Annotated in this window: 23 protein-coding genes and 2 pseudogenes; 20 read left to right on the top strand and 5 right to left on the bottom strand. The window is 70.7% G+C overall.

What is annotated here, in order from left to right; all coding sequences use genetic code 11:
* Positions 1–9: 9 nt before the first annotated feature.
* Together ACR9Y5_RS12275 and ACR9Y5_RS12270 are read left to right on the top strand one after the other, a co-directional pair.
* Positions 10–827, top strand: a pseudogene (locus tag ACR9Y5_RS12275) (HpcH/HpaI aldolase/citrate lyase family protein).
* A 407-nt stretch (positions 828–1,234) separates the two neighbouring features.
* A complete protein-coding gene (locus ACR9Y5_RS12270; protein ID WP_481298207.1) occupies positions 1,235–2,320 on the top strand; it encodes an aldo/keto reductase in 1,086 nt (361 codons plus the stop codon).
* 624 nt (positions 2,321–2,944) lie between these two features.
* On the opposite strand, the gene ACR9Y5_RS12265 is transcribed toward ACR9Y5_RS12270, so the two are convergent.
* Positions 2,945–3,529: a TetR/AcrR family transcriptional regulator gene (locus ACR9Y5_RS12265; RefSeq protein WP_481298206.1), complete on the bottom strand. Its 585-nt coding sequence runs from the start codon at positions 3,527–3,529 to the stop codon at positions 2,945–2,947.
* Positions 3,530–3,666: 137 nt separating this feature from the next.
* Here ACR9Y5_RS12265 and ACR9Y5_RS12260 point away from each other — a divergent pair, with 137 nt between their 5' ends.
* Positions 3,667–5,025 (top strand): M16 family metallopeptidase, encoded by a 1,359-nt coding sequence (locus ACR9Y5_RS12260; protein WP_481298205.1) that lies wholly within the window; start codon positions 3,667–3,669, stop codon positions 5,023–5,025.
* Between the two features lie 39 nt (positions 5,026–5,064).
* A pseudogene (locus tag ACR9Y5_RS12255) lies at positions 5,065–5,668 on the top strand (histidine phosphatase family protein).
* 18 nt (positions 5,669–5,686) lie between these two features.
* On the opposite strand, the gene ACR9Y5_RS12250 reads toward ACR9Y5_RS12255, so the two are convergent.
* Positions 5,687–6,181, bottom strand: coding sequence for a GNAT family N-acetyltransferase (locus ACR9Y5_RS12250; RefSeq protein ID WP_481298204.1), 495 nt, complete (start codon positions 6,179–6,181; stop codon positions 5,687–5,689).
* A gap of 67 nt (positions 6,182–6,248) precedes the next feature.
* Between ACR9Y5_RS12250 and dapB the strand changes: the two genes are divergently transcribed.
* Positions 6,249–7,055 carry a 4-hydroxy-tetrahydrodipicolinate reductase gene (dapB, locus tag ACR9Y5_RS12245; RefSeq protein ID WP_481298203.1) on the top strand — a complete coding sequence of 269 codons (807 nt, stop codon included), beginning with the start codon at positions 6,249–6,251 and terminating at the stop codon, positions 7,053–7,055.
* Positions 7,052–7,507, top strand: coding sequence for a tetratricopeptide repeat protein (locus ACR9Y5_RS12240; protein WP_481298202.1), 456 nt, complete (start codon positions 7,052–7,054; stop codon positions 7,505–7,507). The genes dapB and ACR9Y5_RS12240 overlap by 4 nt, the downstream gene beginning before the upstream one ends.
* On the opposite strand, the gene ACR9Y5_RS12235 is transcribed toward ACR9Y5_RS12240, so the two are convergent.
* Together ACR9Y5_RS12235 and ACR9Y5_RS12230 are read right to left on the bottom strand one after the other, a co-directional pair.
* Complete coding sequence (locus ACR9Y5_RS12235; protein WP_481298201.1) at positions 7,504–8,400, bottom strand: TIGR01777 family oxidoreductase; 897 nt, start codon at positions 8,398–8,400, stop codon at positions 7,504–7,506. The genes ACR9Y5_RS12240 and ACR9Y5_RS12235 overlap by 4 nt on opposite strands.
* Positions 8,401–8,413: 13 nt before the next feature.
* Entirely contained in the window at positions 8,414–8,839 is a 426-nt protein-coding gene (locus ACR9Y5_RS12230) for an OsmC family peroxiredoxin (RefSeq protein WP_481298200.1), read from the bottom strand.
* Between the two features lie 218 nt (positions 8,840–9,057).
* Between ACR9Y5_RS12230 and dapA the strand changes: the two genes are divergently transcribed.
* The 13 genes from dapA to dapF all read left to right on the top strand — a co-directional run bounded on the left by dapA (position 9,058) and on the right by dapF (position 23,035).
* A complete protein-coding gene (gene dapA / locus ACR9Y5_RS12225) occupies positions 9,058–10,035 on the top strand; it encodes a 4-hydroxy-tetrahydrodipicolinate synthase (RefSeq protein WP_481298199.1) in 978 nt (325 codons plus the stop codon).
* An 81-nt stretch (positions 10,036–10,116) separates the two neighbouring features.
* Positions 10,117–11,793 (top strand): ribonuclease J, encoded by a 1,677-nt coding sequence (locus ACR9Y5_RS12220; RefSeq protein ID WP_481298198.1) that lies wholly within the window; start codon positions 10,117–10,119, stop codon positions 11,791–11,793.
* 65 nt (positions 11,794–11,858) lie between these two features.
* The gene (locus tag ACR9Y5_RS12215) at positions 11,859–12,350 is read left to right on the top strand and encodes a GNAT family N-acetyltransferase (protein WP_310130005.1); all 492 of its coding nucleotides are present in this window, start codon (positions 11,859–11,861) and stop codon (positions 12,348–12,350) included.
* Positions 12,351–12,419: 69 nt separating this feature from the next.
* Positions 12,420–15,302, top strand: a complete 2,883-nt coding sequence (locus ACR9Y5_RS12210; protein WP_481298197.1) for an FtsK/SpoIIIE family DNA translocase — start codon at positions 12,420–12,422, stop codon at positions 15,300–15,302.
* Positions 15,303–15,362: 60 nt separating this feature from the next.
* On the top strand, positions 15,363–15,932 hold the full coding sequence (pgsA, locus tag ACR9Y5_RS12205) for a CDP-diacylglycerol--glycerol-3-phosphate 3-phosphatidyltransferase (RefSeq protein WP_481298196.1): 570 nt from the start codon (positions 15,363–15,365) through the stop codon (positions 15,930–15,932).
* A 34-nt stretch (positions 15,933–15,966) separates the two neighbouring features.
* Complete coding sequence (locus ACR9Y5_RS12200; protein WP_481299568.1) at positions 15,967–16,470, top strand: CinA family protein; 504 nt, start codon at positions 15,967–15,969, stop codon at positions 16,468–16,470.
* 158 nt (positions 16,471–16,628) lie between these two features.
* The gene (locus ACR9Y5_RS12195; protein ID WP_310129998.1) at positions 16,629–16,940 is read left to right on the top strand and encodes a helix-turn-helix domain-containing protein; all 312 of its coding nucleotides are present in this window, start codon (positions 16,629–16,631) and stop codon (positions 16,938–16,940) included.
* Positions 16,941–17,012: 72 nt separating this feature from the next.
* Positions 17,013–17,237, top strand: a complete 225-nt coding sequence (locus tag ACR9Y5_RS12190) for a DUF3046 domain-containing protein (RefSeq protein ID WP_481298195.1) — start codon at positions 17,013–17,015, stop codon at positions 17,235–17,237.
* A 174-nt stretch (positions 17,238–17,411) separates the two neighbouring features.
* Complete coding sequence (gene recA / locus ACR9Y5_RS12185; RefSeq protein ID WP_481298194.1) at positions 17,412–18,485, top strand: recombinase RecA; 1,074 nt, start codon at positions 17,412–17,414, stop codon at positions 18,483–18,485.
* 31 nt (positions 18,486–18,516) lie between these two features.
* The gene (locus tag ACR9Y5_RS12180; protein WP_481298193.1) at positions 18,517–19,398 is read left to right on the top strand and encodes a regulatory protein RecX; all 882 of its coding nucleotides are present in this window, start codon (positions 18,517–18,519) and stop codon (positions 19,396–19,398) included.
* A 79-nt stretch (positions 19,399–19,477) separates the two neighbouring features.
* Positions 19,478–21,133, top strand: a complete 1,656-nt coding sequence (gene miaB, locus ACR9Y5_RS12175) for a tRNA (N6-isopentenyl adenosine(37)-C2)-methylthiotransferase MiaB (RefSeq protein ID WP_481298192.1) — start codon at positions 19,478–19,480, stop codon at positions 21,131–21,133.
* 23 nt (positions 21,134–21,156) lie between these two features.
* Entirely contained in the window at positions 21,157–22,146 is a 990-nt protein-coding gene (miaA, locus tag ACR9Y5_RS12170) for a tRNA (adenosine(37)-N6)-dimethylallyltransferase MiaA (RefSeq protein ID WP_481298191.1), read from the top strand.
* Between the two features lie 10 nt (positions 22,147–22,156).
* Complete coding sequence (gene dapF, locus ACR9Y5_RS12165) at positions 22,157–23,035, top strand: diaminopimelate epimerase (protein WP_481298190.1); 879 nt, start codon at positions 22,157–22,159, stop codon at positions 23,033–23,035.
* A gap of 127 nt (positions 23,036–23,162) precedes the next feature.
* Here the strand turns inward: dapF and ACR9Y5_RS12160 are convergent, their stop codons facing one another.
* The gene (locus ACR9Y5_RS12160) at positions 23,163–23,774 is read right to left on the bottom strand and encodes a class I SAM-dependent methyltransferase (RefSeq protein ID WP_481298189.1); all 612 of its coding nucleotides are present in this window, start codon (positions 23,772–23,774) and stop codon (positions 23,163–23,165) included.
* 56 nt (positions 23,775–23,830) lie between these two features.
* Here ACR9Y5_RS12160 and hflX point away from each other — a divergent pair, with 56 nt between their 5' ends.
* Positions 23,831–25,366 (top strand): GTPase HflX, encoded by a 1,536-nt coding sequence (gene hflX / locus ACR9Y5_RS12155; RefSeq protein ID WP_481298188.1) that lies wholly within the window; start codon positions 23,831–23,833, stop codon positions 25,364–25,366.
* Positions 25,367–25,443: the final 77 nt, after the last annotated feature.

The raw sequence follows: 25,443 nt of genomic DNA, 5'->3' as shown, positions 1-25,443 counted from the left end.
GGCGCGGACGTGCCGGGTGCGCAGCGGCCGTTCCCCTGGGGGCCGGCGCTGCTGTTCTGCCCGGCCGACCGGCCCGAGCGGTACGGAAAGGCGCTGGAGCGGGCGGACGCCGTCATCCTGGACCTCGAGGACGCCGTCGATCCGGCCCGGCGCGCGGACGCCCGGGAGGCGCTGGTCGCCTCGGACCTGGACCCGGCCCGGGTGATCGTGCGCATCAATCCGGCGACCAGCGACGACCACGCTCCCGACCTCTCCGCGCTCGCGGCCACCCCCTACCGCGCCGTCATGCTGCCGAAGGCGGAGTCGGTGGCCGACCTCGCGGCCCTCGCCCGGTACGACGTCATCGCGCTGTGCGAGACCGCGGCCGGAGTGCTCGCGGCCCCTGAGCTGGCGCGGCAGCGTCCCGTCCTGGCGCTGATGTGGGGAGCGGAGGATCTCGTCGCCTCCCTCGGCGGCACGGCGAGCAGACACCCGGACGGGACGTACCGCGACGTCGCGCGCCACGCGCGGTCGTCCGTGCTCCTCGCAGCGGCCGCCGCGCGCATCCACGCCATCGACACCGTGCATCTCGACATCGCCGACCTGGCCGGGCTCGCGGCCGAGGCGGAGGATGCGGCGGCCGTCGGGTTCGCGGCGACCGCATGCATCCACCCCGGTCAGGTGGAGACGATCCGCACCGCCTACCGGCCGGATCCGGCCGAGGTCGAGGCCGCCCAGGAGTTGCTCGCGGCGGCCGAAAAGGCGGGCGGGGAGTGTTCCGGTACGCCGGCCGGATGGTCGACGGACCGGTGCTCGCGCACGCCCGGGCGGTGCTCCGCCGTTCGTGATGAAACTGTGACCAAGGTTTCCTCCGGGGTTCACCCGTTTCGTCCTTCCCACGTCGGTGGCATGACGTAATCTGCAAGTGTTCACTAGGGAATCGAAGGTTCTCGAATCGATTCGAGTGAGCACGAGGACGAGGCGAGACGGGTACGTCGGGGAGGGGGGCGAAATGCCACAGTTGCTTCCCCTGCGCCTGCTAGAGACGGTCGGGCTCCGTAGTTCGGAGAGCCGTCGGGCCGCGGCCGCGGCGTCTGCGTCCGCTGCTGCCGGCGACTCCGCCGACGTCGACACGTCGGCGCCTGCGGTCGGTGCGTCGAGCGCGCACTCGGCCGACGCCGCCGTCGCTTCCGCAGCCGCTTCCGCGGCCGCCTCCGCACCTTCTCCTTCGTCTGCTGTCGATGGTGCTGCCTCCATGTCAGCCGGCGCTGCATCGGCTTCCGTGCGGCCACGGACGGCCGACCGCCCGAAGGCTCCCACCGCGCCCTCGCGCCGGGAGCTGGCCCGCTCCGGCACGGCCGAACCGCCGACCGGCGTGATCGACGTCGACCCGGCGATCGAGAGCACCGGCCCACTGTCGATCATCGCGAAGCGCCGCATCGGCGAGAGCGACATGGCCGTGTACCCGCTGTCGCTGGGCGCGAGCGTCTTCGGCTGGACGGCCGACGGCGACACGTCGTTCGCCATCCTCGACCGCTTCGCCCAGCTGGGCGGGGATTTCATCGACACCGCCGACAGCTACGTCGGCGGCCGCAGCGAGGTGCTGATCGGCTCGTGGATGCGCGAGCGCGGCAACCGCGACCGCATCGTCGTCGCCACGAAGGTCGGACGCCACCACGAGAACCCCGGCCTCGGCTCTGTCAGCATCGTCCGCGCCGTGGAGGCGTCGCTCGAGCGGTTGAAGACCGACCACATCGACCTGCTGTACTTCCACGACGACGACCCCGAGACGCCGCTGGAGGACAGCCTCGCGACGGCCGAGTGGCTGATCGAGAGCGGCAAGGTGCGCTACCTCGGCGCCTCCAACTTCAGCGCGGACCGCCTGATCGAGGCCCGCATCCTCGCGTCCGCGGGTCTGCCGAAGTTCGTCGCCATCCAGAACCAGTACAACCTGATGCACCGCACCGAGTTCGAGAGCGCGCCGCGGATCGTCGCCGCCGCCCAGGGTCTCGCCGTGATGCCGTACTACGCGCTGGCGAACGGCTTCCTCACGGGCAAGTACCGCACCAAGAGCGACCTCACGGCCGGCGCCCGGAGCGTCCGCGCGTCCGCCTACGTGAACCGTCGCGGGCAGCGCGTCCTGGCCGTGCTCGACCGCATCGCCGCCGAGCACCGCGTGGCGCCCGCCAGCATCGCGCTCGCCTGGCTGCTCGCCAAGCGCACCATCGTCGCCCCCGTCGCGAGCGCCAGCCGCCCCGACCAGGTGGACTCCCTGATGGCCGCCGCCGGCATCCGCCTCACCCGCTCCCAGATGCTCGACCTCGACCGCGTCTCCGAGTAGGGCGCGGCGCGGCGCGCCGCCCTCCGCGTCGCGCAGGGCTCCGCCGCCCCGGCGGTCCGTCCCGCGATCCAAGGGTCGCAACACGCCGTAAAGCTGCGCGCATAACGGCGTGTTGCGACCCTTCGTTCGCGCCTGGGAGGGCTACGGAGGCTGCGCGGCGCGTATGCACACGGGCGTATCGTCTGCGGCTGGGCAACCGGTCGCAGGTCTTCGCGAATGCGGCCGCAGCCCCTGCACCGGGGTGCCCGCGATCGAGGGGCCGCAACACGCCGTAAAGCGGCGCGCATAACGGCGTGTTGCGACCCCTCGTTCGCGCCACGAAGGTCTGCGGAGGCTGCAGGCGCGTCTGCGCACGTGCGTAACATCTGCGGCTGCGCGACCGGTCGCAGCTGTTCCCGAATGAGGCAGTCGCCCGTGCGCCGTCACGCCTGCGGCGAGCGGCGCGATCGAAGGGTCGCAACACGCCGTTATCGCAAGCGCTTAGCGGCGTGTTGCGACCCCTTGTTCGGCAGGGGCGCGAGCGGGGCCGGACGGCGTTGGGGCGGCCGCGAGCCGCGCCGCGAGCCGCGCCGCAAGCCGCGGCCGCGAGCGGCGGCCGCGAGGGGCGGCCGCGAGCGCGCGCCGCTACGCCTCGGCGAGGATGCGGTCGAGCGCGCGGTGCAGAGCGGCGCCTGCCGCGATCGGGTCGCCGACGTAGCCGCCGGCGAGGGCGCCGTCGCGGGCAAGGATGAGGTCGTCGGCCGCATCGCCCGGGCGCGGGTGACCGATCTGGCGGAACAGCTCCTCGATGCGGTCGGCGTACCAGTCGCGGTGGGCCGTCACGGCGACGCGCACCGGGTCGGTCTCGTCGGAGAACTGGGCGGCGGCGTTGATGAAGGGGTCGCCGTGGAAGCCGGGGCGGACCGCCTCGTCGTTGATGGTATCCACGAGGGCTCTGGCGATGTCGCGCGGGTCCTGGTACTTCGTCTCCGCCTCGGCGAACCAGTCGCGCACCTGGCGGTCGCGGCCCTCGACGTAGGCGATGATCAGCAGGTCCTTCGAGCGGTAGTGCTTGTAGAAGGTGGCCTTGGTGACGCGGGCGCCCGCGATGATGCGGTCGACGCCGACCGTGTGGATGCCCTCCTGGTAGAAGAGCTCGTCAGCCGTTGCGAGGATCTTGACCTTCGACGGCGCTGGCGGCCGGATGGTCGCTCGGGCACTTACGACCATCCGGACGACTCCTTCTGCTGGGGGAGGCGATCCCGCCTCCGGGCTGCGTGTCCTCCGAGTATACAGTAGACAGAAGAGTCTGTTTGTCCTCTTTTTCTCGGCGGGCCGCGGCGCCCCGCTGGCGTAGGGTGGAGGGGATGAACAGCGCAGTCGACCTTCCCCTCGGTGTGGCCGACCTGACGTTCGCCGCCTCCGGCGAGGCACTGGTCCGCCGGACCGTTCTGCCGAGCGGTGTCCGCATCCTGAGCGAGCAGGTGCCCGGCGCCCGCTCCGCCACTCTCGGCTACTGGGTCGCCGTGGGCTCCCGCGACGAAACCGACGGCACGCCCGGGCATCCCGGATCGCTCGGCTCCACCCACTTCCTCGAGCACCTGCTGTTCAAGGGCACCCGCACGCGCACGGCGCTCGACATCGCGGTCTCGTTCGATTCGGTCGGCGGCGAGCACAATGCGATGACGGCGAAGGAGTACACCTGCTACTACGCCAAGGTGCAGGACCGCGACCTCGGCATGGCCGTCGAGGTCATCGGCGACATGCTCACGTCGTCGGTGCTCGACCCGGCCGAGTTCGAGAACGAGCGCGGCGTCATCCTCGAAGAGCTGTCGATGGCCGAGGACGACCCCGGCGACGTCGCGAACGAGCGGATGTTCCAGGCTGTGCTCGGCGCGCATCCCCTCGGCCGGCCCATCGGTGGCCGTCCGGACACCATCCGCGCCGCCACCCGCGACGGGGTGTGGGAGCATTACCGCGCCAACTACCGCCCGCAGGATCTCGTGGTCACCGCCGCCGGAGCCGTCGACCACGACCTGCTGGTCGCGGGTGTGGAGAAGGCCCTCGTCTCCGCCGGCTGGGATCTCGACCTCGCGGCGCAGCCGGTCGACCGCCGGGCAGGCGGGGCCGCCGAGATCGTCCGCGGCAGCCCGGTCGTGACCGTCCAGCGCCCGACCGAGCAGGCGAACCTGTTCGTCGGGATGCCCGGCATCATCGCGACCGACGAGCGCCGCACCACGATGAGCGTCCTCAATTCGGTGCTGGGCGGTGGGATGTCGAGCCGGCTATTCCAGGAGGTTCGTGAGCGTCGCGGCCTCGCCTACGCCGTTTACTCCTTCTCCGGCTCCTACTCCGACGCCGGGGTCTTCGGCCTGTACGCCGGATGCGCCCCCGCCAAGGCGCGCCAGGTCACCGAGCTGATGCTCGACGAGCTGCGCCGCCTCGCCTCCGATGGTGTGACGCCCGACGAACTGCGCCGCGCGGTCGGCCAGCTGTCCGGGGGCGCAGCGCTCGCGCTGGAGGACTCCGACACCCGCATGTCCCGGCTCGGCCGCGCCGAGATCACCCTCGGCGAGTTCGCCGACCTCGATGAGAGCCTCCGCCGCCTGCACCTCGTCACCGTCGACGATGTGCGCGACCTGGCCGCCGACCTGGCGGGACGGCCGGTCTCCGTCGCCGCGGTCGGGAGCGTGACCGACGACCTGTTCGCCGGTCTCGCTCCCTGAGCCGCCTCCCTCCGTTTCCGTCTTCCGAAAGGTCCATCCGTGCCCCACTACCTCTACCTCGTGCGCCACGGCGAGCAGCAGGATGCCGAGCACGGCTTGCCGGACGGCCCGCTCTCGCCGCGTGGCAAGCGGCAGGCGCAGCTCATCGCCGAGCGGCTGAGCGGCATCCCCTTCACCTCGATGTATCACTCGCCGCTGAACCGGGCGGCCGAGACGGCCGCGATCATGGCCGAGCGGATGCCGGCGCTCGAGCCGCAGCCGTCCAGCCTACTGTTCGATTGCATCCCGTCGGGGCCGACGCCGGACATGCCGAAGGCGTTCGAAGTCGTTCTTCGGGCCGATCACCGAGGCCGAGATCGAGGCCGGGCGGGCGCAGATGGACGACGCGGTCCACGAGTTCCTGACCCCGGCGATGGGGGACCGGCACGACCTGCTCGTGACGCACAACTTCGTGATCGGATGGTTCGTGCGGCACGTCTTCGACGCCCCCGACTGGCGCTGGCTGGGGCTCAATCAGGCCAATTGCGGTCTCACGATCATCCGCGTGCGCTCGGCGAAGCCTCCCGTGCTCGTCGTGCACAACGACCTCGGGCACCTGCCGGTGGAGCTGCGCACCGGGCTGCCGGAGCTGCAGCCGGTCTAGGCCCGGGAGGCCGCGGTCCTACGCGAGCCGCTTGCGGAACCAGTCGGTGGCGTTCGGGTTGTCGTTGTAGGGCTGGACGCTCTCGTAGCCGTGCGAGCGGTAGAGGCCGCCGGCCGCCTCGAGGCTCGCGTTGGTGTCGAGCACGACCTCGGTCGCGCCGAATCCGCGCGCCCGCTGCTCCAGCTCGGAGAGGATCGCCCGGCCGTAGCCGTTGCCGCGGCGAGCGGGGACGACCCACAGGTGCTTGATCTCGTAGCGGACGATCGGCGCCGCGTCCTCGGTCTCCGCGAGCGGAACCTGCAGCTCGCGGACACCGCCGCAGCCGACCTCGACGCCCTCGTCGTACGCCAGCAGGAACACCCCGTTCGGCGCGACGAACTGACCCGGGTCCGGGAAGGCCGTGCGGTACGCGCCCTGTACCGAGGGGAAGGTCTCGGCGCGCTCGGCGAAGTAGTCGGAGAGCATCCGGTGGGCGGTCGCGTCGGTGACGGCGACGTCTGCGAAAGACACCATCGACCCAGGGTATCGCCGCCCACCCGTCACGGCGTGAAGGCGCGGCCCCGACGGTAGGCTGGAGGACGTGAGCATTCGCGTGGCCGTCGCCGGAGCGACCGGAAAACTGGGAAGCGTGGCGGTGCGCCTGATCGAGCAGGCCGACGACCTGGAGCTGGTGGCCCGGCTCGACTCCCGCTCACCCCTCGACGACATGCTCGGCGCCGACGTGCTGGTCGACATGACCCTGCCGCAGGTGAGCCCGGGCATCGTGGCCTTCGCCGTCGACCACGGGCTCAACGTCCTGGTCGGCACCTCCGGCTGGTCGGCGGACCGCATCCTCGACCTGGAGCGCCGCGTCGCCCAGCACGAGGGCCGCGGCGCCGTCGTCATCCCCAACTTCTCGCTGGGGTCGGCTCTCAGTACGGCATTCGCGACGGTCGCCGCGCGGTTCTTCGACTCGATCGAGATCGTGGAGATGCACGGCGCCGGCAAAGTGGACTCGCCTTCCGGCACCGCGGTGCGCACGGCCGAGCTCATCGGGGCCGCCCGCGCTGCGAAGGGCCCGGTGGAGGCGCCGCACTCGGACCAGCGCGCCCGCGGCCAGCAAGTGGCCAGCGTGCCGATCCACAGTCTCCGGATGCGCGGCGCCGGCGCCCAGCAGCAGGTGATCTTCGGCGGTGCCGGGGAGCAGCTGACGATCCGGCACGACGCCACCGGCGGCGAGGCGTACGAGCGCGGCATCCTGCTCGCCCTGCGCGCCGCGGCGACCGCGACGGGTGTGACGGTGGGCCTCGACAAGCTCGTCGACCTCGGAATCGCCGAGCCGAGCGGGGAGCCCCCGCGCCCGACCGTGCGCGACGCCGGCGACGACGGCACCGACCCCACACGATGAGGAACCGCCTCGCCGCGCTGCTGATGGCGCTGCTCCTCCTGGTGTACCTGGTGCTGGTGACCCAGCGCGCCGCGCTCCTGATCGCGACCGGTGAGCCGGTCGGCGTCGCGATGGGCATCGCACTGTTCGTGCTGCCGGTGATTGCCGCGTGGGCGATCGGCCGTGAGCTGTTGTTCGGGATGCGCACCGAACAGCTGGTCAAGCGGCTGGACGCCGAGGGCGGCCTGCCGGTGGAGGACCTTCCGACCCGGGCGAGCGGACGGCCGTTGCGGGATGCGGCGGACGAGCAGTTCCCGCAGTACCGGGCGGAGGTGGAGGCTGCGCCCGAGAGCTGGCGCGCCTGGTTCCGGCTGGGGCTGGCCTACGACGCCTCGGGCGACCGGCGGCGCGCCCGCGGGGCGCTGCGTCAGGCCATCCGGCTGGAGCGCGCGGACGCGAAGAGCGCCCGCTAGGCCGCGCGCACCTCCACCAGCCGGTCCATCGCATCCTGAACCGTCTCGTCGCGGAAGACGAAGCCGTCGTCGAGCAGCATGCGGGGCACGACCAGCTGGTCGGCGAGCAGCAGCTCCCTGCCGGCATCCTGCAGAGCCAGTTCGATCGCGAACCGTGGCACGGGCACGAAGTACGGACGCCGCACCGCTTCGGCCAGCGCCCGGACGAGCTCGCCCGCCGTCGCAGGTGTCGGCCCGGCGATGTTCACCGGCCCCTCGAGCGCGGAGCCGAGCAGGTGCACCAGGGCCGCACCCTCGTCGTGCAGACTGACCCACGGCCAGTGCTGACGGCCGCTCCCGAGCGGACCGGCCAGCCCCGCCTTCGCGATCGGGAGGAGCGGTTTCATCGCTCCGCCCCGTCCGACGACGACGCCCGTCCGCGCGAGCACGACGCGCGTCTCCGCGGGCGCCAGCCGTGCCGCCGCCTCCCACGCGTCGACGACGTCGGGCAGGAAACCCCTGCCTTTTCGTGCGGCCTCGGTGAGCTCCTGGCCCGGTCGGTCCCCGTAGTAGCCGACCGCAGAGCCGCTGACGAAGACGGCGGGCGGGCTGTCGGCGCGGCGCATCCCGTCTGCGAGGGTCCCGGTCGCCTGCAGGCGGGAGGAGAGGATGCGGCGCTTGGTCGCACGCGTCCACGGCAGGTGCTGCAGCGAGGCGCCCGACAGGTTGATCACGCCGTCCGCCCAGTCGAACAGGGCGCTGTCGACGGTCCGGGCGGCCGGATCCCAGCGGAACTCGTCGGGAGTGGACGGCTCGCGGCGGACGAGCTGCCGCGTCTCGTGACCTGCTTCGGCGAGCTGTGCGCGCAGTTCGCCGCCGATCATGCCGGATGCGCCGGCGAGCAGCACCTTCATGGCCTGGCGGCGATCAGGAGAGCGTCGCGTCGAGGGTGATCGGGATGCCGACCAGGGCGCGCGAGACCGGGCAGGTGCTCTTGGCCTCGTCGGCCAGCCGCTGGAAGTCGTCCTCCGAGAGCCCGGGCACGGTCGCGGTGACCCGCAGGTGGCTGCCGGTGATGCCCTGCGCCGGGTCGAAGGTGACGGCCGCGGTCGTCCGGAGGCTCTCCGGCGCATGACCGAACTGCGCCAGCACGTTGGAGAACGCCATCGAGAAGCAGGCCGCGTGCGCGGCTCCGAGCAGCTCCTCGGGGGTGGTGACCTCGGCCCCGCCCTGCGAACGCGCCTTCCAGTTGACGGCCAGTTCGGCGGCGTGGGACGAGTCGAGGGTGACCGTGCCCGATCCGCTCGTCAGATCGCCGTTCCAGATGGTGGTGGATTCGCTGGTGACTGCCATGGAGACCTCCTCGAGACGCCGGGCCGCCGTGCGCGGCCGGGCCCGACCCACACTACTGACGGGGTCCGACACCGTCACCTCGTGCATGCCGGATTCCCGGCCGGCCTCCAGCCACCCGCACGGCGCGGCGCATGCGTCCACAGGAAGGCTGTTACGCGGTCTTTCCACAGACATCGCCGAAGTGTCGCCCTGTGACGGCGAACCGATAGCCTGGTGCCATGTCATCCTCCGCGAACCCGTTCGGCCAGGTGCTCGTCGCCCTGGTCACACCGTTCACCGCCGACGGCGAAGTGGACTGGGCCGCGGTCGAGAAGCACATCGACGACGTCATCCGGGCGGGTGCCGACGGCATCGTCGTCACAGGCACCACCGGCGAGACGTCGACCCTGACCGACCCCGAGAAGCTGCGGCTGGTCGAGGTCGGCAAGTCGGTGGCCGACGGGCGCGCCAAGATCATCACCGGCGGCGGCTCCAACGAGACCGCGCACGCCATCCAGCTCTACCAGCAGAGCGAGAAGGCCGGCGCCGACGGGGTCATGGTCGTCACGCCGTACTACAACAAGCCGACGCAGGCGGGCATCCTGACGCACTTCCGCATGATCGCCGACGCGACCGACCTGCCGGTGATCCTCTACGACATCCCGGGCCGCACCGGCGTGCCGATCCGCTACGAGACCATCCTGCGCATCGCCAAGCACCCCAATGTCCTGGCCATCAAAGACGCGAAGGGCGACTTCAGCGAGGTCAGCCGCGTTCTGAACCAGACCGACCTGATGTACTTCTCGGGTGATGACGCCAACGTCCTGCCGCACCTGTCGATCGGTGCGAGCGGCCTGATCGGCGTCACCGCCAACATCGCGGCCACTCCCTACCGGCAGATCGTCGACGCGGTCAACGCGGGCGACCTCGCTACGGCGACCGCCGCCCACAAGAAGCTCGAACCCCTGGTGCGCGCGGTCATGACCCACGTGCCGGGCACGGTCGCAGCCAAGTACATCCTCCACGGCCTCGGCCGCATCTCCAGCCCGCGCGTGCGACTGCCGCTCGTTGGCCCGGAGGAGTGGGAGGCCGCTCAGATCGAGGACGAGCTCGACCTGGTGAAAGACATCCCGGGCGTCGACTTCTCCAACTTCCGCCCCGACCGCAACGCGGCCGCGGGCGGCGCGCTCCCGAAGATCGCCGGGACCACTCGCTGACGGCCGCCTGGGGCGGCTGAAGACATCGCGGGAGCACGAAGCCCCGCACCCACACGCAGAAACACAGAAAGAGGAGGGCACATGCCCAACCCCGTCGCCGAGCCGCCCGCGCTCGAGCCAGGAACGCTCCGCATCATCCCGACGGGCGGTCTCGGCGAGATCGGCCGCAACATGACCGTGTTCGAATACGAGGGCAAGCTGCTCATCGTCGACTGCGGCGTCCTGTTCCCCGAGCAGGACCAGCCCGGGGTCGACCTGATCCTGCCCGACTTCGCCCCGGTGCGCGACCGGCTCGACGACGTCGTGGGCGTCGTGCTCACCCACGGCCACGAGGACCACATCGGCGCCGTGCCCTACCTGCTGAAGCTGCGGCGCGACATCCCCCTGATCGGCTCCGGTCTGACCCTCGCGCTGGTGGAGGCGAAGCTCAAGGAGCACCGCATCCAGCCGTACACCTTCACGGTGAAGGAGGGGCAGGTCGAGCAGCTCGGCCCGTTCTCGCTCGAGTTCGTCGCGGTCAACCACTCCATCCCCGACGCGCTCGCGGTCGCCATCACCACGCCGGCCGGCGTCGTGCTGCACACCGGCGACTTCAAAATGGACCAGCTGCCGCTCGACGACCGGCTCACCGACCTCCGCGCGTTCGCGCGGCTGGGCGAGAAGGGCGTCGACCTCTTCCTCGCCGACTCGACCAACGCCGACGTCCCCGGATTCACCCCGCTGGAGCGCTCGATCGGCCCGGTGCTCGACACGGTCATCGCCCGCGCCCCGCGCCGGGTAATCGTCGCGAGCTTCTCGAGCCACGTGCACCGCGTGCAGCAGGTGCTCGACGCCGCCGCCGCGAACGGCCGCCGGGTGGCGCTCCTCGGCCGGTCCATGGTCCGCAATATGACGATCGCCGCCGAGCTCGGCTACCTCAAGGTGCCGGAGGGAGTGCTGATCGACTACAAGAAGGCGGCCGACCTCCCCGACGACGAGATCGTCTACATGTCGACCGGCTCCCAGGGCGAGCCGATGGCCGTCCTGGCCCGGATGGCCAACCTCGACCACCAGATCGAGGTGGGCCACGGCGACACCGTGATCCTCGCCTCCAGCCTCATCCCGGGCAACGAGAACGCGGTGTACCGGGTCATCGACGGCCTCACCAAGCTCGGCGCCAACGTGGTGCACAAGGGCAACGCCAAGGTGCACGTCTCCGGCCACGCCGCCGCGGGCGAACTGCTCTACTGCTACAACATCCTGAAGCCGCGCAACGTGATGCCCGTGCACGGCGAGTACCGTCACCTGGTCGCCAACGCGCGGCTTGCGATGGACACGGGTGTGCCGGAGGAGAACACGATCGTCGCCGAGGACGGCTCGGTCGTCGACCTCCGCGACGGCGTCGCCCGCGTGGTCGGCCAGCTCGACCTCGGCTTCGTCTACGTGGACGGCTCCAGCGTCGGCGAGATCACCGACGCCGACCTCAAGGACCGCCGGATCCTCGGCGAAGAGGGCTTCATCTCGATCATCGTCGTCGTCGAGGCGGCCTCCGGCCGCATCGTCACCGGTCCCGAGGTGCACGCCCGCGGGTTCGCGGAGGACGACGCGGTGTTCGACGACGTCAAGCCGAAGATCGCGGCCGCCCTCGCGGAGGCCGCGCACAACGGCGTCCGCGACTCGCATGCGCTGTCGCAGGTCGTGCGCCGCACCGTCGGCCGCTGGGTGAACACCAGCTACCGCCGCCGTCCGATGATCGTGCCGCTCGTCATCGAGGCGTAGCGGGCACTGCGGGCGTCCGGCCGGACGTAACCCGCCGGAAACACGGAGGCGCGTAGCGTTCGTGCATGAACGCGTTCCGCATCCGCCCGGCCGTCGGCCAGGATGCCCGCGTGCTGGCGGACATGCTGGTCGAGGCCGCCAACTGGAACCCGGTGCGCTCCCGCACGCGGGTCACGGTGATGGAGGACCCGACCGTCCTGCACTACATCGCCGGCTGGCAGCGTCCGGGCGACTTCGGCTGTGTGGCCGAGGACGCCCGGGGAGTGGCGGTCGGTGCTTGCTGGGCGCGGCTGTTCCCCGCCGACCGGCCGGGCTACGGGTTCGTGGCGCCCGGGGTGCCCGAGCTGACCCTGGGCGTCTACCCGCCGTGGCGCGCGCAGGGCGTCGGGCGCGCGCTGCTCCGCGAGCTCTCCCGGGAGGCGGCCGCCCGCGGTCATGCCCGGCTGAGCCTGAGCGTCGAGCGCGAGAACTTCGCGCAGCGGCTCTACGTCAGCGAGGGGTTCGTGACGGTGGCCGCGGGGGAGCGCTCCGACACGATGGTGCGCACAGTCCGCTGACGGGCCCGATTTTCCACATGCAGGCGCGGTATCCGCGCTGAGACGTGTGCACGACGTACCGTGGAGCCCATGGCCACGAGCACCAAGTCGAGTTCCCGCGCCCGGAACTCCGGCCGCGGCGGATCGACCGCGCGCAAGCCGGCGTCGAAGACCGCGCAGCAGAAGACGGTCGCGTACCCGGCGGCCGACGCCGGTCCGAGCCCGCTCATCCGCGCCTGGATGGGGCTCGCCCACCTGACCGGCGCCGCCTTCCGCGCCCTCGGTCCCGAGAAGCTGAGCAAGGAGGAGCGGCGCGACGGCTTCCCGTTCTTCCTGGTCCTGCTGGCGATCGCCGGTGCGGTCGTCGAGTGGTTCCTCATCAACGACCAGGTCGCCCGCACGCTCGACGCCTGGACCTTCGGCGGCCTGTTCGGCCGGGTGGCGTTCGCGCTGCCCGTCGTGATGGTGCTGTTCGCCGCCTGGCTCTTCCGCCATCCCAGCTCCGTCCACGACAACACCCGCATCGGTATCGGCCTCAGCATCCTGCTGCTCATGGTCTCCGGGCTGTGCCACCTGTTCAGCCCGCACCCGTCGCCCAGCGACGGGATGACGGCGCTCGCACAGGCGGGCGGCGTGCTCGGCTGGCTCATCGCCGCCCCGCTGTCGCTGGTCATCACACCGTACGGCGCGGGCGCCGTCGTCATCCTGCTCCTCGTGCTGAGCCTGTTCATCATCACGAAGACCCCGCCGAACAAGCTTCCCGCTCGCATCCGGGAGCTGTACGCCTACCTCTTCGGTGCACAGCTGCCGACCGAGGAGGAGCGCCAGGAGGCCAAGGCGGCCGCCAAGGAGAACACCTCCAAGCAGGTGGAGCTCGACGGCCTCGACGACGACGAGCCCGAGGCCCAGACGAATCTTCCCTGGTGGCGACGCAACAAGTCGCAGCGCGAGGAGGACCCGGAGTTCGACGCCGCTGCCGACGGCCTCACGGACGTGTTCGGCACCCCCGAGCGGGGCAAAGGCGAGTTCGCCACGCCCCTCGAGCCCGACCCTTCGAGCGACCACTACAACACCGAGGTGCTCAGCGAGCTCGCGCATGCCGAGGATGCGCTGCAGCGCTTCACCGGTGAGCAGCCGCCGACCGCCGTCGCGCCATTGCCGTCGTCGGGCGTCCCCGGCGCCGGTGCGGTGCTGCCCGGCTTCCAGGCCGGCGCCGACGACTTCGACGAGGAGGCGGCGGCTCCCGCGCTTCCGCAGCCCGCCGCGCCGTACCATCTGCCGTCCGCGTCGATGCTGTCGCCGGGCACCCCGGCGAAGACCCGGTCCGGCGCCAACGACGAGATCGTCGCCGCCATCACCGAGGTGCTCACCCAGTTCGGTGTCGACGCGAAGGTGACCGGCTATTCGCGTGGTCCGACAGTGACCCAGTACGAGATCGAGCTCGGTCCCGGCGTGAAGGTCGAGCGCGTGACGGCGCTCAGCAAGAACCTGTCGTATGCGGTCGCGAGCAACGAGGTCCGCATCCTGTCGCCCATCCCGGGCAAGAGCGCCATCGGCGTCGAGATCCCGAACACCGATCGCGAGATCGTCTCCCTCGGCGACGTGCTCCGGTCGCCGGCCGCAACGAAGAGCGTCCACCCGATGACCATCGGCGTCGGCAAAGACGTGGGGGGCGGGTATGTCGTCGCCAACCTCGCCAAGATGCCGCACCTCCTGGTGGCGGGTTCGACCGGCTCGGGAAAGTCGAGCTTCGTGAACTCGATGATCACGAGTCTCCTGATGCGGGCGAAGCCCTCCGAGGTGCGGATGGTCCTCATCGACCCGAAGCGCGTGGAGCTCACGATCTACGGCGGCGTCCCGCACCTGATCACCCCCATCATCACGAACCCGAAGAAGGCCGCGGAAGCCTTGCAGTGGGTCGTGAAGGAGATGGACATGCGGTACGACGACCTGGCCAGCTTCGGCTTCCGCCACATCGACGACTTCAACCGCGCCGTCGTCAACGACGAGATCGTCCTCCCGGCCGGCAGCGAGCGGAAGCTGAAGCCGTACCCGTACCTCCTCGTCGTGGTCGACGAGCTCGCCGATCTCATGATGGTCGCCCCGCGCGACGTCGAGGACTCGATCGTGCGCATCACCCAGCTCGCCCGTGCCTCCGGAATCCACCTGGTGCTCGCGACGCAGCGTCCCTCGGTCGACGTCGTCACCGGTCTCATCAAGGCGAACGTGCCGTCCCGCCTCGCCTTCGCGGTCACCAGCGTGACCGACTCGCGCGTCATCCTCGACCAGCCCGGCGCCGACAAGCTGATCGGCCAGGGCGACGGCCTCTTCCTGCCGATGGGCGCCTCCAAAGCGCTGCGCGTGCAGGGCGCCTGGGTCAACGAGCAGGAGATCCAGAAGGTCGTCGAGCACGTCACCCGCCAGGCCCGGCCCGAGTACCGGCAGGATGTCACCGCCGGCGCCGAGAAGAAGCAGATCGACTCCGACATCGGCGACGACCTCGAGCTGCTGCTCGCCGCGGCAGAGCTCGTCGTGTCGTCGCAGTTCGGCTCCACCTCGATGCTGCAGCGGAAGCTCCGCGTCGGCTTCGCCAAGGCGGGCCGCCTGATGGACCTGCTCGAGTCGCGGGAGATCGTCGGCCCGTCCGAGGGGTCGAAAGCCCGCGACGTGCTGGTGACCGCCGAGCAGCTGCCGCAGGTGCTCGGCCGGCTGCGCGGCGAGGAGCTGCCGGCGCAGGCAGCCGTTGCTCCGTCGGGTGCTCCGTCGGGTGCTCCGTCGGGTGCTCCGTCGGGCGCTCCCGCGGCCGCCGCGGGTGCAGGGGCAGGCGCCGGTGCGCTGCCGGGCCCCGTCTCCGGCTACGAGGACGACCACGACCGCTACGGAGTCGATCCTGTGGCGGAGATGACCGCGGGCTATCCTGAGGTCGAGGGCGACTCCGACGAGGACGCCTGGCAGCTGACCGACAGGGAGTAGATCGCATGTCGGTGCCCGAAACGCCCCCGCCCGCAGCGGCGGACGGCGGATTCTCCGCGCGTGAGCAACTGGAACCTGCCCAACGCGATCACGGTGGTGCGCATCCTGCTCGCGCCCCTCTTCGTGTGGATGCTGCTGGCGGACGACGGACAGGACGGCTGGCTGCGGTGGGCCGCCGCCGTGCTCTTCATCGTCGCGATCGCCACGGACGGGGTCGACGGCGCGCTCGCGCGGCGCAACGGGCTGGTGACCGACCTCGGGAAGCTGCTCGACCCGATTGCGGACAAGGTGCTGACCGGCGGCGCCCTCATCGCCCTGTCGATACTCGGCGAGCTGCCGTGGTGGGTGACCGTCGTCATCCTGGTGCGCGAGGTCGGCATCACGATCTACCGGTTCGTCGTCATCCGTCAGGGCGTCATCGCCGCGTCCCGTGGCGGGAAGATCAAGACCATCGTCCAGTCGGTCGCCATCTCGTTCGCGCTGGTGCCGCTGTGGACGGTCTTCGGCGACTGGATCTTCTGGGTGAACGGTGTCCTCATGACGGCCGCTGTCATCCTCACGGTGTGGACCGGAATCGACTACCTCTGGCAGGCCTGGAAGGGCCGGAGGGCGAAGCGTGCCGTCGCCTGACGGCACCGCATCGCCGGTGGAACGAGCGGCCACCGTGGACGGGGTCGACGCCGCGACAGTCGCCGTCGTCCGCGCCCTCATCGACCGGGGGCTGACCGTCGCCGTGGCGGAGTCGCTGACCGGCGGCCTGCTGACGGCAGAGCTCACCAGTGTTCCCGGTGCGGCCGCGGTGGTGCTCGGGGGAGCGGTGGTCTACGCGACCGAGCTGAAGCACACACTGCTGGGTGTCGACGGCGCCCTGCTCGACGCGGAGGGCCCCGTCCACCCCGAGGTGGCGCGCCAGCTGGCGGCCGGCGTGCGCGACCGGCTCGGCGTCGGCGGGCGTCCCTCCGACCTCGGAGTCTCGACGACGGGCGTCGCCGGTCCGGACCCGCAGGGCGGCCGGCCGGTCGGGACCGTGTTCGTCGGCGTCTCGTCGGCGACGGGGACGCGAGCGGTGGCGCTCGAGCTCTCGGGGGCCCGCGACGCGATCCGCCGCCGGACGGTCCGGGACGCGGTCGCGGCACTCGCGGACGAGCTCGGCATAACGGCTGGTTGAAGATGCCGTATTACCGCGGGAATACGCGGTGTTTCGGTCTCGTTACACCTGCTGCATTCACAAGAAAAGCCCAGTAGCCCTCGATATCGTGAAGCTCAGGGATGCGGTACATTCGTATCCCATCGATACGTCGGCAGGGATAGAGAGGGAGGCTCCGAATGATTCTTGTACGTCAGGAAATCGGCGACGTGCTCAGGGACTTCCGCCTGCAAAAGGGTCGTACGCTCCGTCAGGTCGCGAGCAAGGCGAGCGTCGCACTCGGATACCTCAGCGAGGTCGAGCGCGGACAGAAGGAGGCGTCGAGTGAGATCCTCGCCTCCGTCGCAGACGCGCTGGAGACACCGGTCTCGGTCATCATGCGCGAGGTCGGGGATCGCATCGCGGTTCTCGAGGGCCTCGAGCCGGTGATCCCGGACACGGTTCCGGACGAGTTCGTCCAGGCGATGGACACGGATCTGGTCGCCCGCTGATTTCGAACAGACTCGAGGACGCCCCGCCCAGCGCGGGGCGTCCTTCGTTTTCCCCACTCGAAGTAAGGACCCATGAAGCTCAGTGAGTTCCAGCGCGCCGTCTCCGACGAGTTCGGCAGTTCCTACGGTCAGACGCTGCTGACCGACCTCGTGCTCAGCGAGCTCGGGGGTCGCACGGCCAATGAGGCCATCGCCGCGGGGCTCTCCCCGCGGGAGGTCTGGATCGCGCTGTGCAAGGAGACCGGCGTGCCTTCGTCGCGCTGGTACGGCGCCGGGAAGCCGGCGCCCAAGCGCTGATCCCGGCCCGCGACACGCCGGTTCCGCTCTCTCGAAGATATGTTCGGAACTGGCTACACTTCTTCACAACGGCAGTCGAAAACCGGTTGTCCACAGATCGCGCGTCCCTCGCTTCAGTGTCGGACGTCACTCCTAGAGTCGAACCGTAGCGAAGCCCACGAAGGAGAACCGCAAATGCCATCACCCGCAGACCGCGAGAAGGCCCTGGAGACAGCCCTCGCGCAGATCGACCGTCAGTTCGGCAAGGGCTCCGTCATGCGACTGGGCAGCGACGAGCGCGCCCCCGTCGAGGTCGTCCCGACCGGATCGATCGCCCTCGACGTCGCCCTCGGCATCGGCGGCCTCCCGCGCGGCCGTATCGTCGAGATCTACGGTCCGGAGTCGTCGGGTAAGACGACCCTGACCCTCCACGCGATCGCCAACGCTCAGCGGGCGGGTGGCATCGCCGCCTTCATCGACGCGGAGCACGCGCTCGACCCCGAGTACGCCCGCAAGCTCGGCGTCGACATCGACGCCCTGCTGGTCTCGCAGCCCGACACGGGTGAGCAGGCGCTCGAGATCGCCGACATGCTCGTTCGCTCCGGCTCCATCGACCTCATCGTGATCGACTCGGTCGCCGCCCTCGTGCCGCGCGCCGAGATCGAGGGCGAGATGGGCGACTCGCACGTCGGTCTGCAGGCCCGCCTCATGTCGCAGGCGCTCCGCAAGCTGACCGGTGCGCTGAGCCAGACGAACACCACGATGATCTTCATCAACCAGCTGCGCGAGAAGGTCGGTGTGTTCTTCGGCAGCCCCGAGACCACGGCCGGCGGTAAGGCGCTCAAGTTCTACGCCTCGGTACGACTCGACATCCGTCGGATCGAGACGCTGAAAGACGGAACGGACGCGGTCGGAAACCGCACACGAGTCAAGGTCGTCAAGAACAAGATGGCCCCGCCCTTCAAGCAGGCCGAGTTCGACATCCTGTACGGCGTCGGCATCTCTCGCGAGGGCAGCCTCCTCGACTTCGGCGTCGAGCACGCGATCGTCAAGAAGTCGGGTGCCTGGTACACCTACGAGGGCGACCAGCTCGGTCAGGGCAAGGAGAACTCGCGCAACTTCCTGATCGCCAACCCGGACATCGCCGCGGAGATCGAGCAGAAGATCAAGATCAAGCTCGGCATCGTGGCCGACCCGAACGCGGTGGCGGAGGCCCCGTCGAACGTCGGATCGATCGAAGACAAGCTGCAGGCCCGTAAGGGCGCCTGACGGTGCCCGACACCTTCCGGAGGAGCCTCGCGTGGTCGTGAGATTCCCGTCGTCGCCCGACGGCGGAACAGGCGAAGACCTGGCGCACGGATCGTCCCGCGAGGGGGCGGCCGGCGCGGGTGGCGCAGCTGAGGAGACGGAGCGTCTGGCTCCGGTCACCCCGCTGCGTCGCCCGAGCGCCGGCGCGGACTCCTCTCGGCGACGTACGGGCGATGACCACCCGTCGCGGAGGAGTGTCCGTGCTCGCGGGGACTCGCCGGTCGTCGCCGAGCCGGTGGTGTTTCCGACGCCGGCGAACGGCGGTTCCCGTGGCTCCCACGAGCCGAGCGGCGCTGGAGCCGGAGGGTGGAACAACACGTGGGGCGACGAGCCGCAGTCGGCCGCGCCGGTGACCGAGGAGATCGACGAGGAGACCGAGCGTCAGACACGCAAGACGACGGGGCTCGCCATCCGGCAGCTCGCGCGGCGCGGCATGTCGCGCTGGGAGCTCGAGCAGGTACTCACCCGGCGCGAGATCGCGCCCGAGGTGTACGGTCCCGAACTCGACCGGCTGGAGGCGATGGGCGTGATCGACGACGCATCCCTCGCCGTCTCGCTCGCCTTCACGCAGCACAGCCGCAAGGGGCTGGGCCGGACGGCGATCGAGCAGGAGCTGAAGCGCCGGCACATCGATCCCGAGCTCATCGAGGCGGCGCTGGCCGACATCGACCAGGACGACGAACTCGAGCGGGCGACGGAACTCGCGGTCAAGCGCATCGGGCAGCTCTCCTCGTATGACGACGAGACGGCGCGGCGACGGCTGCACGGGTTCCTCGCGCGCAAGGGCTATGCCTCCGACGTGGTGCGACAGGCCATGGACGCCGCGTTCGCGGGGCGCCGGTCGCGCGGCGGATCGGGCGTCCGCTTCCAGTAGGCTCCACTGGCCACACGGGCGGAGCGTACGCCGATCGAGTCGTCGCGTCCGACCTCGAATACGTAGACTGGTCGCCATCATGAGCATCCTGGAACAGCGCAGCGTCATCGAGCCCTCCGAGGCGGCGGTCCGGCCCGACGGCCGGGCGCGCACGTACGAGGTGCGCACGTTCGGCTGCCAGATGAACGTGCACGACTCCGAGCGGCTCAGCGGGTCGCTCGAAGCCGCGGGCTACGTCCCCGCGAACGGTGAAGAGGCCGACATCGTGGTCATCAACACGTGCGCCGTGCGCGAGAACGCCGACAACAAGCTGTACGGCAACCTCGGTCACCTCGCGAATGTGAAACGGCGGCACGAGGGCATGCAGATCGCCGTCGGCGGCTGCCTCGCCCAGAAGGACAAGAACGTCATCCTCGAGAAGGCGCCGTGGGTCGACGTCGTCTTCGGCACCCACAACATGGGCTCGCTGCCCAGCCTTCTCGAGCGCGCCCGGCACAACGACGCCGCCGAGATCGAGATCCTCGAATCGCTCGAGACGTTCCCGTCCACGTTGCCGACCAAGCGCGACTCCTCCTACTCGGGGTGGGTCTCGATCTCCGTCGGATGCAACAACACCTGCACGTTCTGCATCGTCCCGTCCCTGCGCGGCAAAGAGAAGGACCGCCGCCCCGGCGACATTCTCGCCGAGATCCAGGCGCTCGTCGACGACGGGGCCATCGAAGTGACGCTGCTCGGGCAGAACGTCAACTCCTACGGCGTGGAGTTCGGCGACCGCCAGGCATTCAGCAAGCTGCTCCGCGCGGCCGGCCAGATCGAGGGCCTGGAGCGCATCCGCTTCACCAGCCCGCACCCCGCGGCATTCACCGACGACGTCATCGACGCCATGGCGGAGACCGCCAGCGTCATGCCGCAGCTGCACATGCCCTTGCAGTCGGGCTCCGACCGCATCCTCCGCTCCATGCGCCGCTCGTACCGGTCCGAGAAGTTCCTCGGCATCCTCGACCGCGTGCGGGCCAAGCTGCCGGACGCCGCCATCAGCACCGACATCATCGTCGGCTTCCCCGGTGAGACCGAGGAGGACTTCCAGGAGACGCTCCGCCTCGTGGAGGCCGCGCGCTTCGCCTCCGCCTTCACCTTCCAGTACTCGATCCGCCCCGGCACCCCGGCGGCGACCATGGCGGACCAGGTGCCGAAGGAGATCGTCCAGGACCGCTACGACCGGCTGATCGCCCTGCAGGAGCGCATCTCGCTCGAAGAGAACCGGGCGCTGATCGGCCGCGAGGTCGAGCTGCTCGTCGCCAACGGCGAGGGCCGCAAAGACGCCGACACGCACCGCCTGAGCGGCCGGGCGCGTGACAGTCGGCTGGTCCACTTCGAGGTGCCGGCCGGATCGGACATCCCGCGTCCCGGCGACGTGGTCACCGTGCGGGTGACGCAGGCCGCACCGCACTACCTGATCGCGGACTCGTCCGACGGAGCGCCCCTGCGCATCCGCCGCACGCGTGCGGGCGAGGCGTGGGACCGCGCCGAGGCCGAATCCTGCGCGGTGCCGTCGCACGGCACGGCCGCGGCAGCATCCGGCGGGCGGGTGTCCCTCGGGCTGCCCGAGCTGCGCGTCGGCCTCCCCGCCCAGCTCACCCTCACGCCGCGCACCGAGCCGCGCACCCGCGAGCCGCTCACGTCGCCCGGCGTCGGCACGATGCCGATCTACGACCCGACGGACGGGCAGCGCTGAGCGCGGCGCCCGCAGCCGGCCCGGTGCACCCCGTCCCGCTGGTCGCGATCGTGGGTCCGACCGGCACCGGCAAGACCGATCTGTCGCTCGCCCTCGCCGGCGCACTGCGCGAACGCGGGCGAGCCGCCGAAGTCGTCAATGCGGACGCCATGCAGCTCTACCGGGGGATGGACATCGGCACGGCGAAGCTGCCGCAGACGGAGTGGGGCGGCATCCCGCACCACCTCTTCGACGTGCTCGACGTCACCGACGAGGCCACGGTGGCGCGCTACCAGCCCGACGCGCGCGCGACGATCGCCGACATCCTCGATCGTGACGCCGTGCCGCTGCTGGTGGGCGGCTCCGGCCTGTACGTCTCCAGCGTGATCTTCGACCTGCAGTTCCCGGGCACCGACCCCGAACTGAGGGCGCAACTTGAGGAGGAGCTCGCCGAGCACGGCCCCGGGATGCTGTTCCAGAGGCTTGCGGAGCTCGACCCCGATGCGGCCCGACGGATCGGATCCCGGAACGGCCGCCGCATCGTTCGCGCCCTCGAAGTCGCGCAGCTCACCGGCACGTCCGTCAGCGGCGCACTGCCCGACGAGCCGCGTCCCTGGCACGAGCCGACCGTCGTGATCGGGCTCGCGGCACCGCGCGACGAACTCGTCGCCCGACTCGACGCGCGCGTGCAGGGGATGTGGGACTCTGGCCTGCTCGGAGAGGTCACCGACCTCATCCCGCGGGGACTGGACCGGGGCGTGACCGCCCGGCGTGCCATCGGCTACGCGCAGGCCCTGGCGGAACTGCGCGGTGAGCTCGAGCGCGACGACGCCATCGCGCAGACGCAGCAGCTGACCCGCCGCTACGCGCGGAGGCAGGTCAGCTGGTTCAAGCGCTACCCGGGCATCCACTGGCTCGACTACGACGACCCGCGGCTGGTCGAGACCGCACTCGCGCTGGTGGACGCGGCAGGCGGCACCGAGCACCCCGCCCCCGACCACCCCGCCGCCGACCACCCCGCCGCAGATCGCTAGGCTGGTGCCCATGGCGACCATCCACTTCACCAAGGGTCAGGGCACCGGCAACGACTTCGTGCTGTACTCCGACCCGGACGGGCGCCTGCCGCTCACACCGGCGCAGATCGCCGAGATCTGCGACCGGCACTTCGGTGTCGGCGCCGACGGAGTGATCCGCGCGGTCCGGTCCGAGAACCTCGCCGACGGTGGCGCCGCCCTCGCGGAGGACGTCGACGCGACCTGGTTCATGGACTACTACAACGCCGACGGCTCGCTCGCCGAGATGTGCGGCAACGGCATCCGCGTGTACGTCCGCTACCTGCTGGAGACCGGCCTCGCCGAGCTCCCCGAGGGCGGGACGCTCTCGATCGGGACGCGGTCCGGCGTCCGCGACGTGCAGCGCAGCACCAACGGCTTCCAGGTGGATCTCGGCCGCTGGGACCTCGCCGGCGGCGAGCCCCTCGTCCGCGCGAAGGAGCTGCCCGTGGCGCGGCCGGGTCTGGGCATCGACATGGGCAACCCGCACGTCGTGGTCGCCGTCGCGGACGACTCCGAGCTCGACGCGGCCGACCTGTCGTACATCCCGCATCTCGAGCCCGCGCCGGAGCACGGTGCGAACGTCGAGTTCGTCGTCCCGCACGACCCGCTGGTCGTCGACGGCGTCGGCCGCATCCGGATGCGCGTGCACGAGCGCGGCAGCGGCGAGACGCTGTCCTGCGGCACGGGAGCCGCGGCCGCCGCGCTGGCGGTCCGCTACTGGGCCGGCGAGGGCGCCCCGAACCAGTGGCGCGTGGACGTTCCGGGCGGCACAGTGGGCGTGCGCATGTTCCCCACCGAGGACGGCGAGCACGTCGGCCTCTCCGGCCCCGCCGAGCTCGTCTTCACCGGCACCCTCGACCTCGCCTAGGGCCGCCCCGGCCGTCGAGTACACGAAAAGTGCACGCGACGCGCCGTCGAAGCGTGCACTTTTCGTGTACTCGACGGAGGGACGGAGGGACGGAGGGACGGAACCGAGGGAGCGAGGACGGCGCGGGTCAGGAGTGCGCGCGGGCGCGCAGCACGCGGTAGCCCTTGGAGGTGGCGGCGCGCGTGATCGTCAGGTCCGGGAAGGTCGTCTGCATCCAGCGGTGCAGGGAGTCGCTGCCGAGGTTGCGCTGGACGACCAGCCACGCGTCCGAGCCGGGCTCGAGGCGCGGGAGCCAGCGCTGCAGGATGTTGTGCAGCTCGTTCTTGCCCACCCGGATCGGCGGGTTCGACCAGATCGTGGTGAATCGGACGTCATCGGGAAGATTTTCCGGCGTCACCGGGTTTACATTGGTGAGGCCGAGCTTCTGCGCATTCCTGCGCACCACGTCCAGCGCTCGGTTGTTGACGTCGACGGCCCAGACCGTCGCATGAGGGGATTCGAGAGCAAGTGTGAGAGCCAGCGGCCCCCAGCCGGAGCCGAGGTCGAGGAGCTGACCTCCGGGCGGCGGTGCGGGCACATGGTCCAGCAGCACTCGCGTGCCCATGTCCACGCGCTCGGGGCTGAAGATCCCGTTGGCCGTCACCAGCTCGTACGTCTGTCCGGCCAGGCGTGCGGTGAACGGCCGCAGGTTCAGCTCGCTCTCCGGCGCCGGGGAAAAGTAGTGATCTCCGCTGGCCATAAGCAGACCGTACAGGACACGAACAAACTAGGGTTAACCCGGATCAGGGGAACTGAATGACTGATAACACCGATATCCGCGAACACGACGCCGACGACGTGGTCGCGCGCGTGCTCGCGACCGAGCAGAGCCGCGCATCCGTCACGTTGTTCGGCGGCGCGACGTCCTCGCGCGCCCAGGCGCTGCAGAGCGACGCCGACGACGGCGGCTTCCACGACGGCGAGCAGTTCGACCGGGAGGAGCGCGCGGCGCTGCGCCGCGTCTCCGGTCTCTCGACCGAGCTGCAGGACGTCACCGAGGTCGAGTACCGGCAGCTGCGGCTCGAGAACGTCGTGCTGATCGGGGTGTACTCGCAGGGCTCTCTGCAGGACGCCGAGAACTCGATGCGCGAGCTCGCGGCACTGGCCGAGACGGCCGGGGCCGTGGTGCTCGACGGGATGCTGCAGCGCCGTCCGCACCCGGACGCGAGCACGTACCTCGGTCGCGGCAAGGCGGAGGAGCTGGCCGGAATCGTGGCCGCTCTCGGCGCCGACACCGTGGTGGCCGACACCGAGCTCGCCCCGAGCCAGCGCCGTGCGCTGGAGGACGTGGTGAAGGTGAAGGTGATCGACCGCACGGCCGTGATCCTCGACATCTTCAGCCAGCACGCCAAGAGCCGCGAGGGCAAGGCGCAGGTCGAGCTCGCACAGCTCGAGTACCTGCTGCCGCGCCTGCGCGGCTGGGGTGAGTCGATGTCCCGCCAGGCCGGTGGCCAGGTGGGTGGCGCGGGAGCCGGAATGGGCTCGCGCGGTCCCGGTGAGACGAAGATCGAGCTGGACCGTCGCCGCATCCACTCGCGCATGGCGCGTCTGCGCAAGCAGATCGCCGGCTTCAAGCCGGCCCGCGAGGCGAAGCGCGCGAATCGCACCCGGCACTCCGTGCCGTCGGTCGCGATCGCCGGCTATACCAACGCCGGCAAGTCCAGCCTGCTGAACCGCGTGACGAAGGCCGGCGTGCTGGTCGAGAACGCGCTGTTCGCGACGCTGGATGCGACGGTGCGCCGCTCGGTGACCGCCGACGGTCGGCTGTACACGCTGGCCGACACGGTCGGCTTCGTGCGCAACCTGCCGCACCAGCTGGTGGAGGCGTTCCGCTCGACCCTGGAGGAGGTCGCCGACTCCGACGTCATCCTGCACGTGGTCGACGGCTCGCACCCGGACCCGGCGTCGCAGCTGGCGACCGTGCGCGACGTCATCGGCGAGGTGGGGGCGCGCGGCATCCCCGAGATCGTGGTCTTCAACAAGGCCGACCTGATCTCGGCGGACGACCGCCTGGTGCTGCGGGGACTGGAGCCGGGTGCCATCTTCGCCTCCGCCCGCACGGGCGAGGGCATCGACGAGGTGCTCGCCGCCATCGCACGCCTGCTGCCGGACCCGTCCCTCGAGGTGGAACTGGTGGTCCCGTACGACCGCGGCGACCTGATCTCGGCCCTGCACGAGCGCGGCCGGGTCATCTCCACCGAGTACGTGGAGGAGGGCACACGCGTGACCGCGCGGATCATGCCCGAGTACCACGCGGCGTTCGAGCCGTTCGAGGTGCCCAAGACGGCATAGGCACGTGACGGCGTGGCCGCGGGCGACCGCAGCGGACGAGGCCGGACGGGATCGATGTGTCGAACCATGACACGGAC

The organism is Leifsonia sp. KNZ13-11D (assembly GCF_056754895.1).
This window is presented reverse-complemented; position numbering and strand designations above follow the sequence as displayed.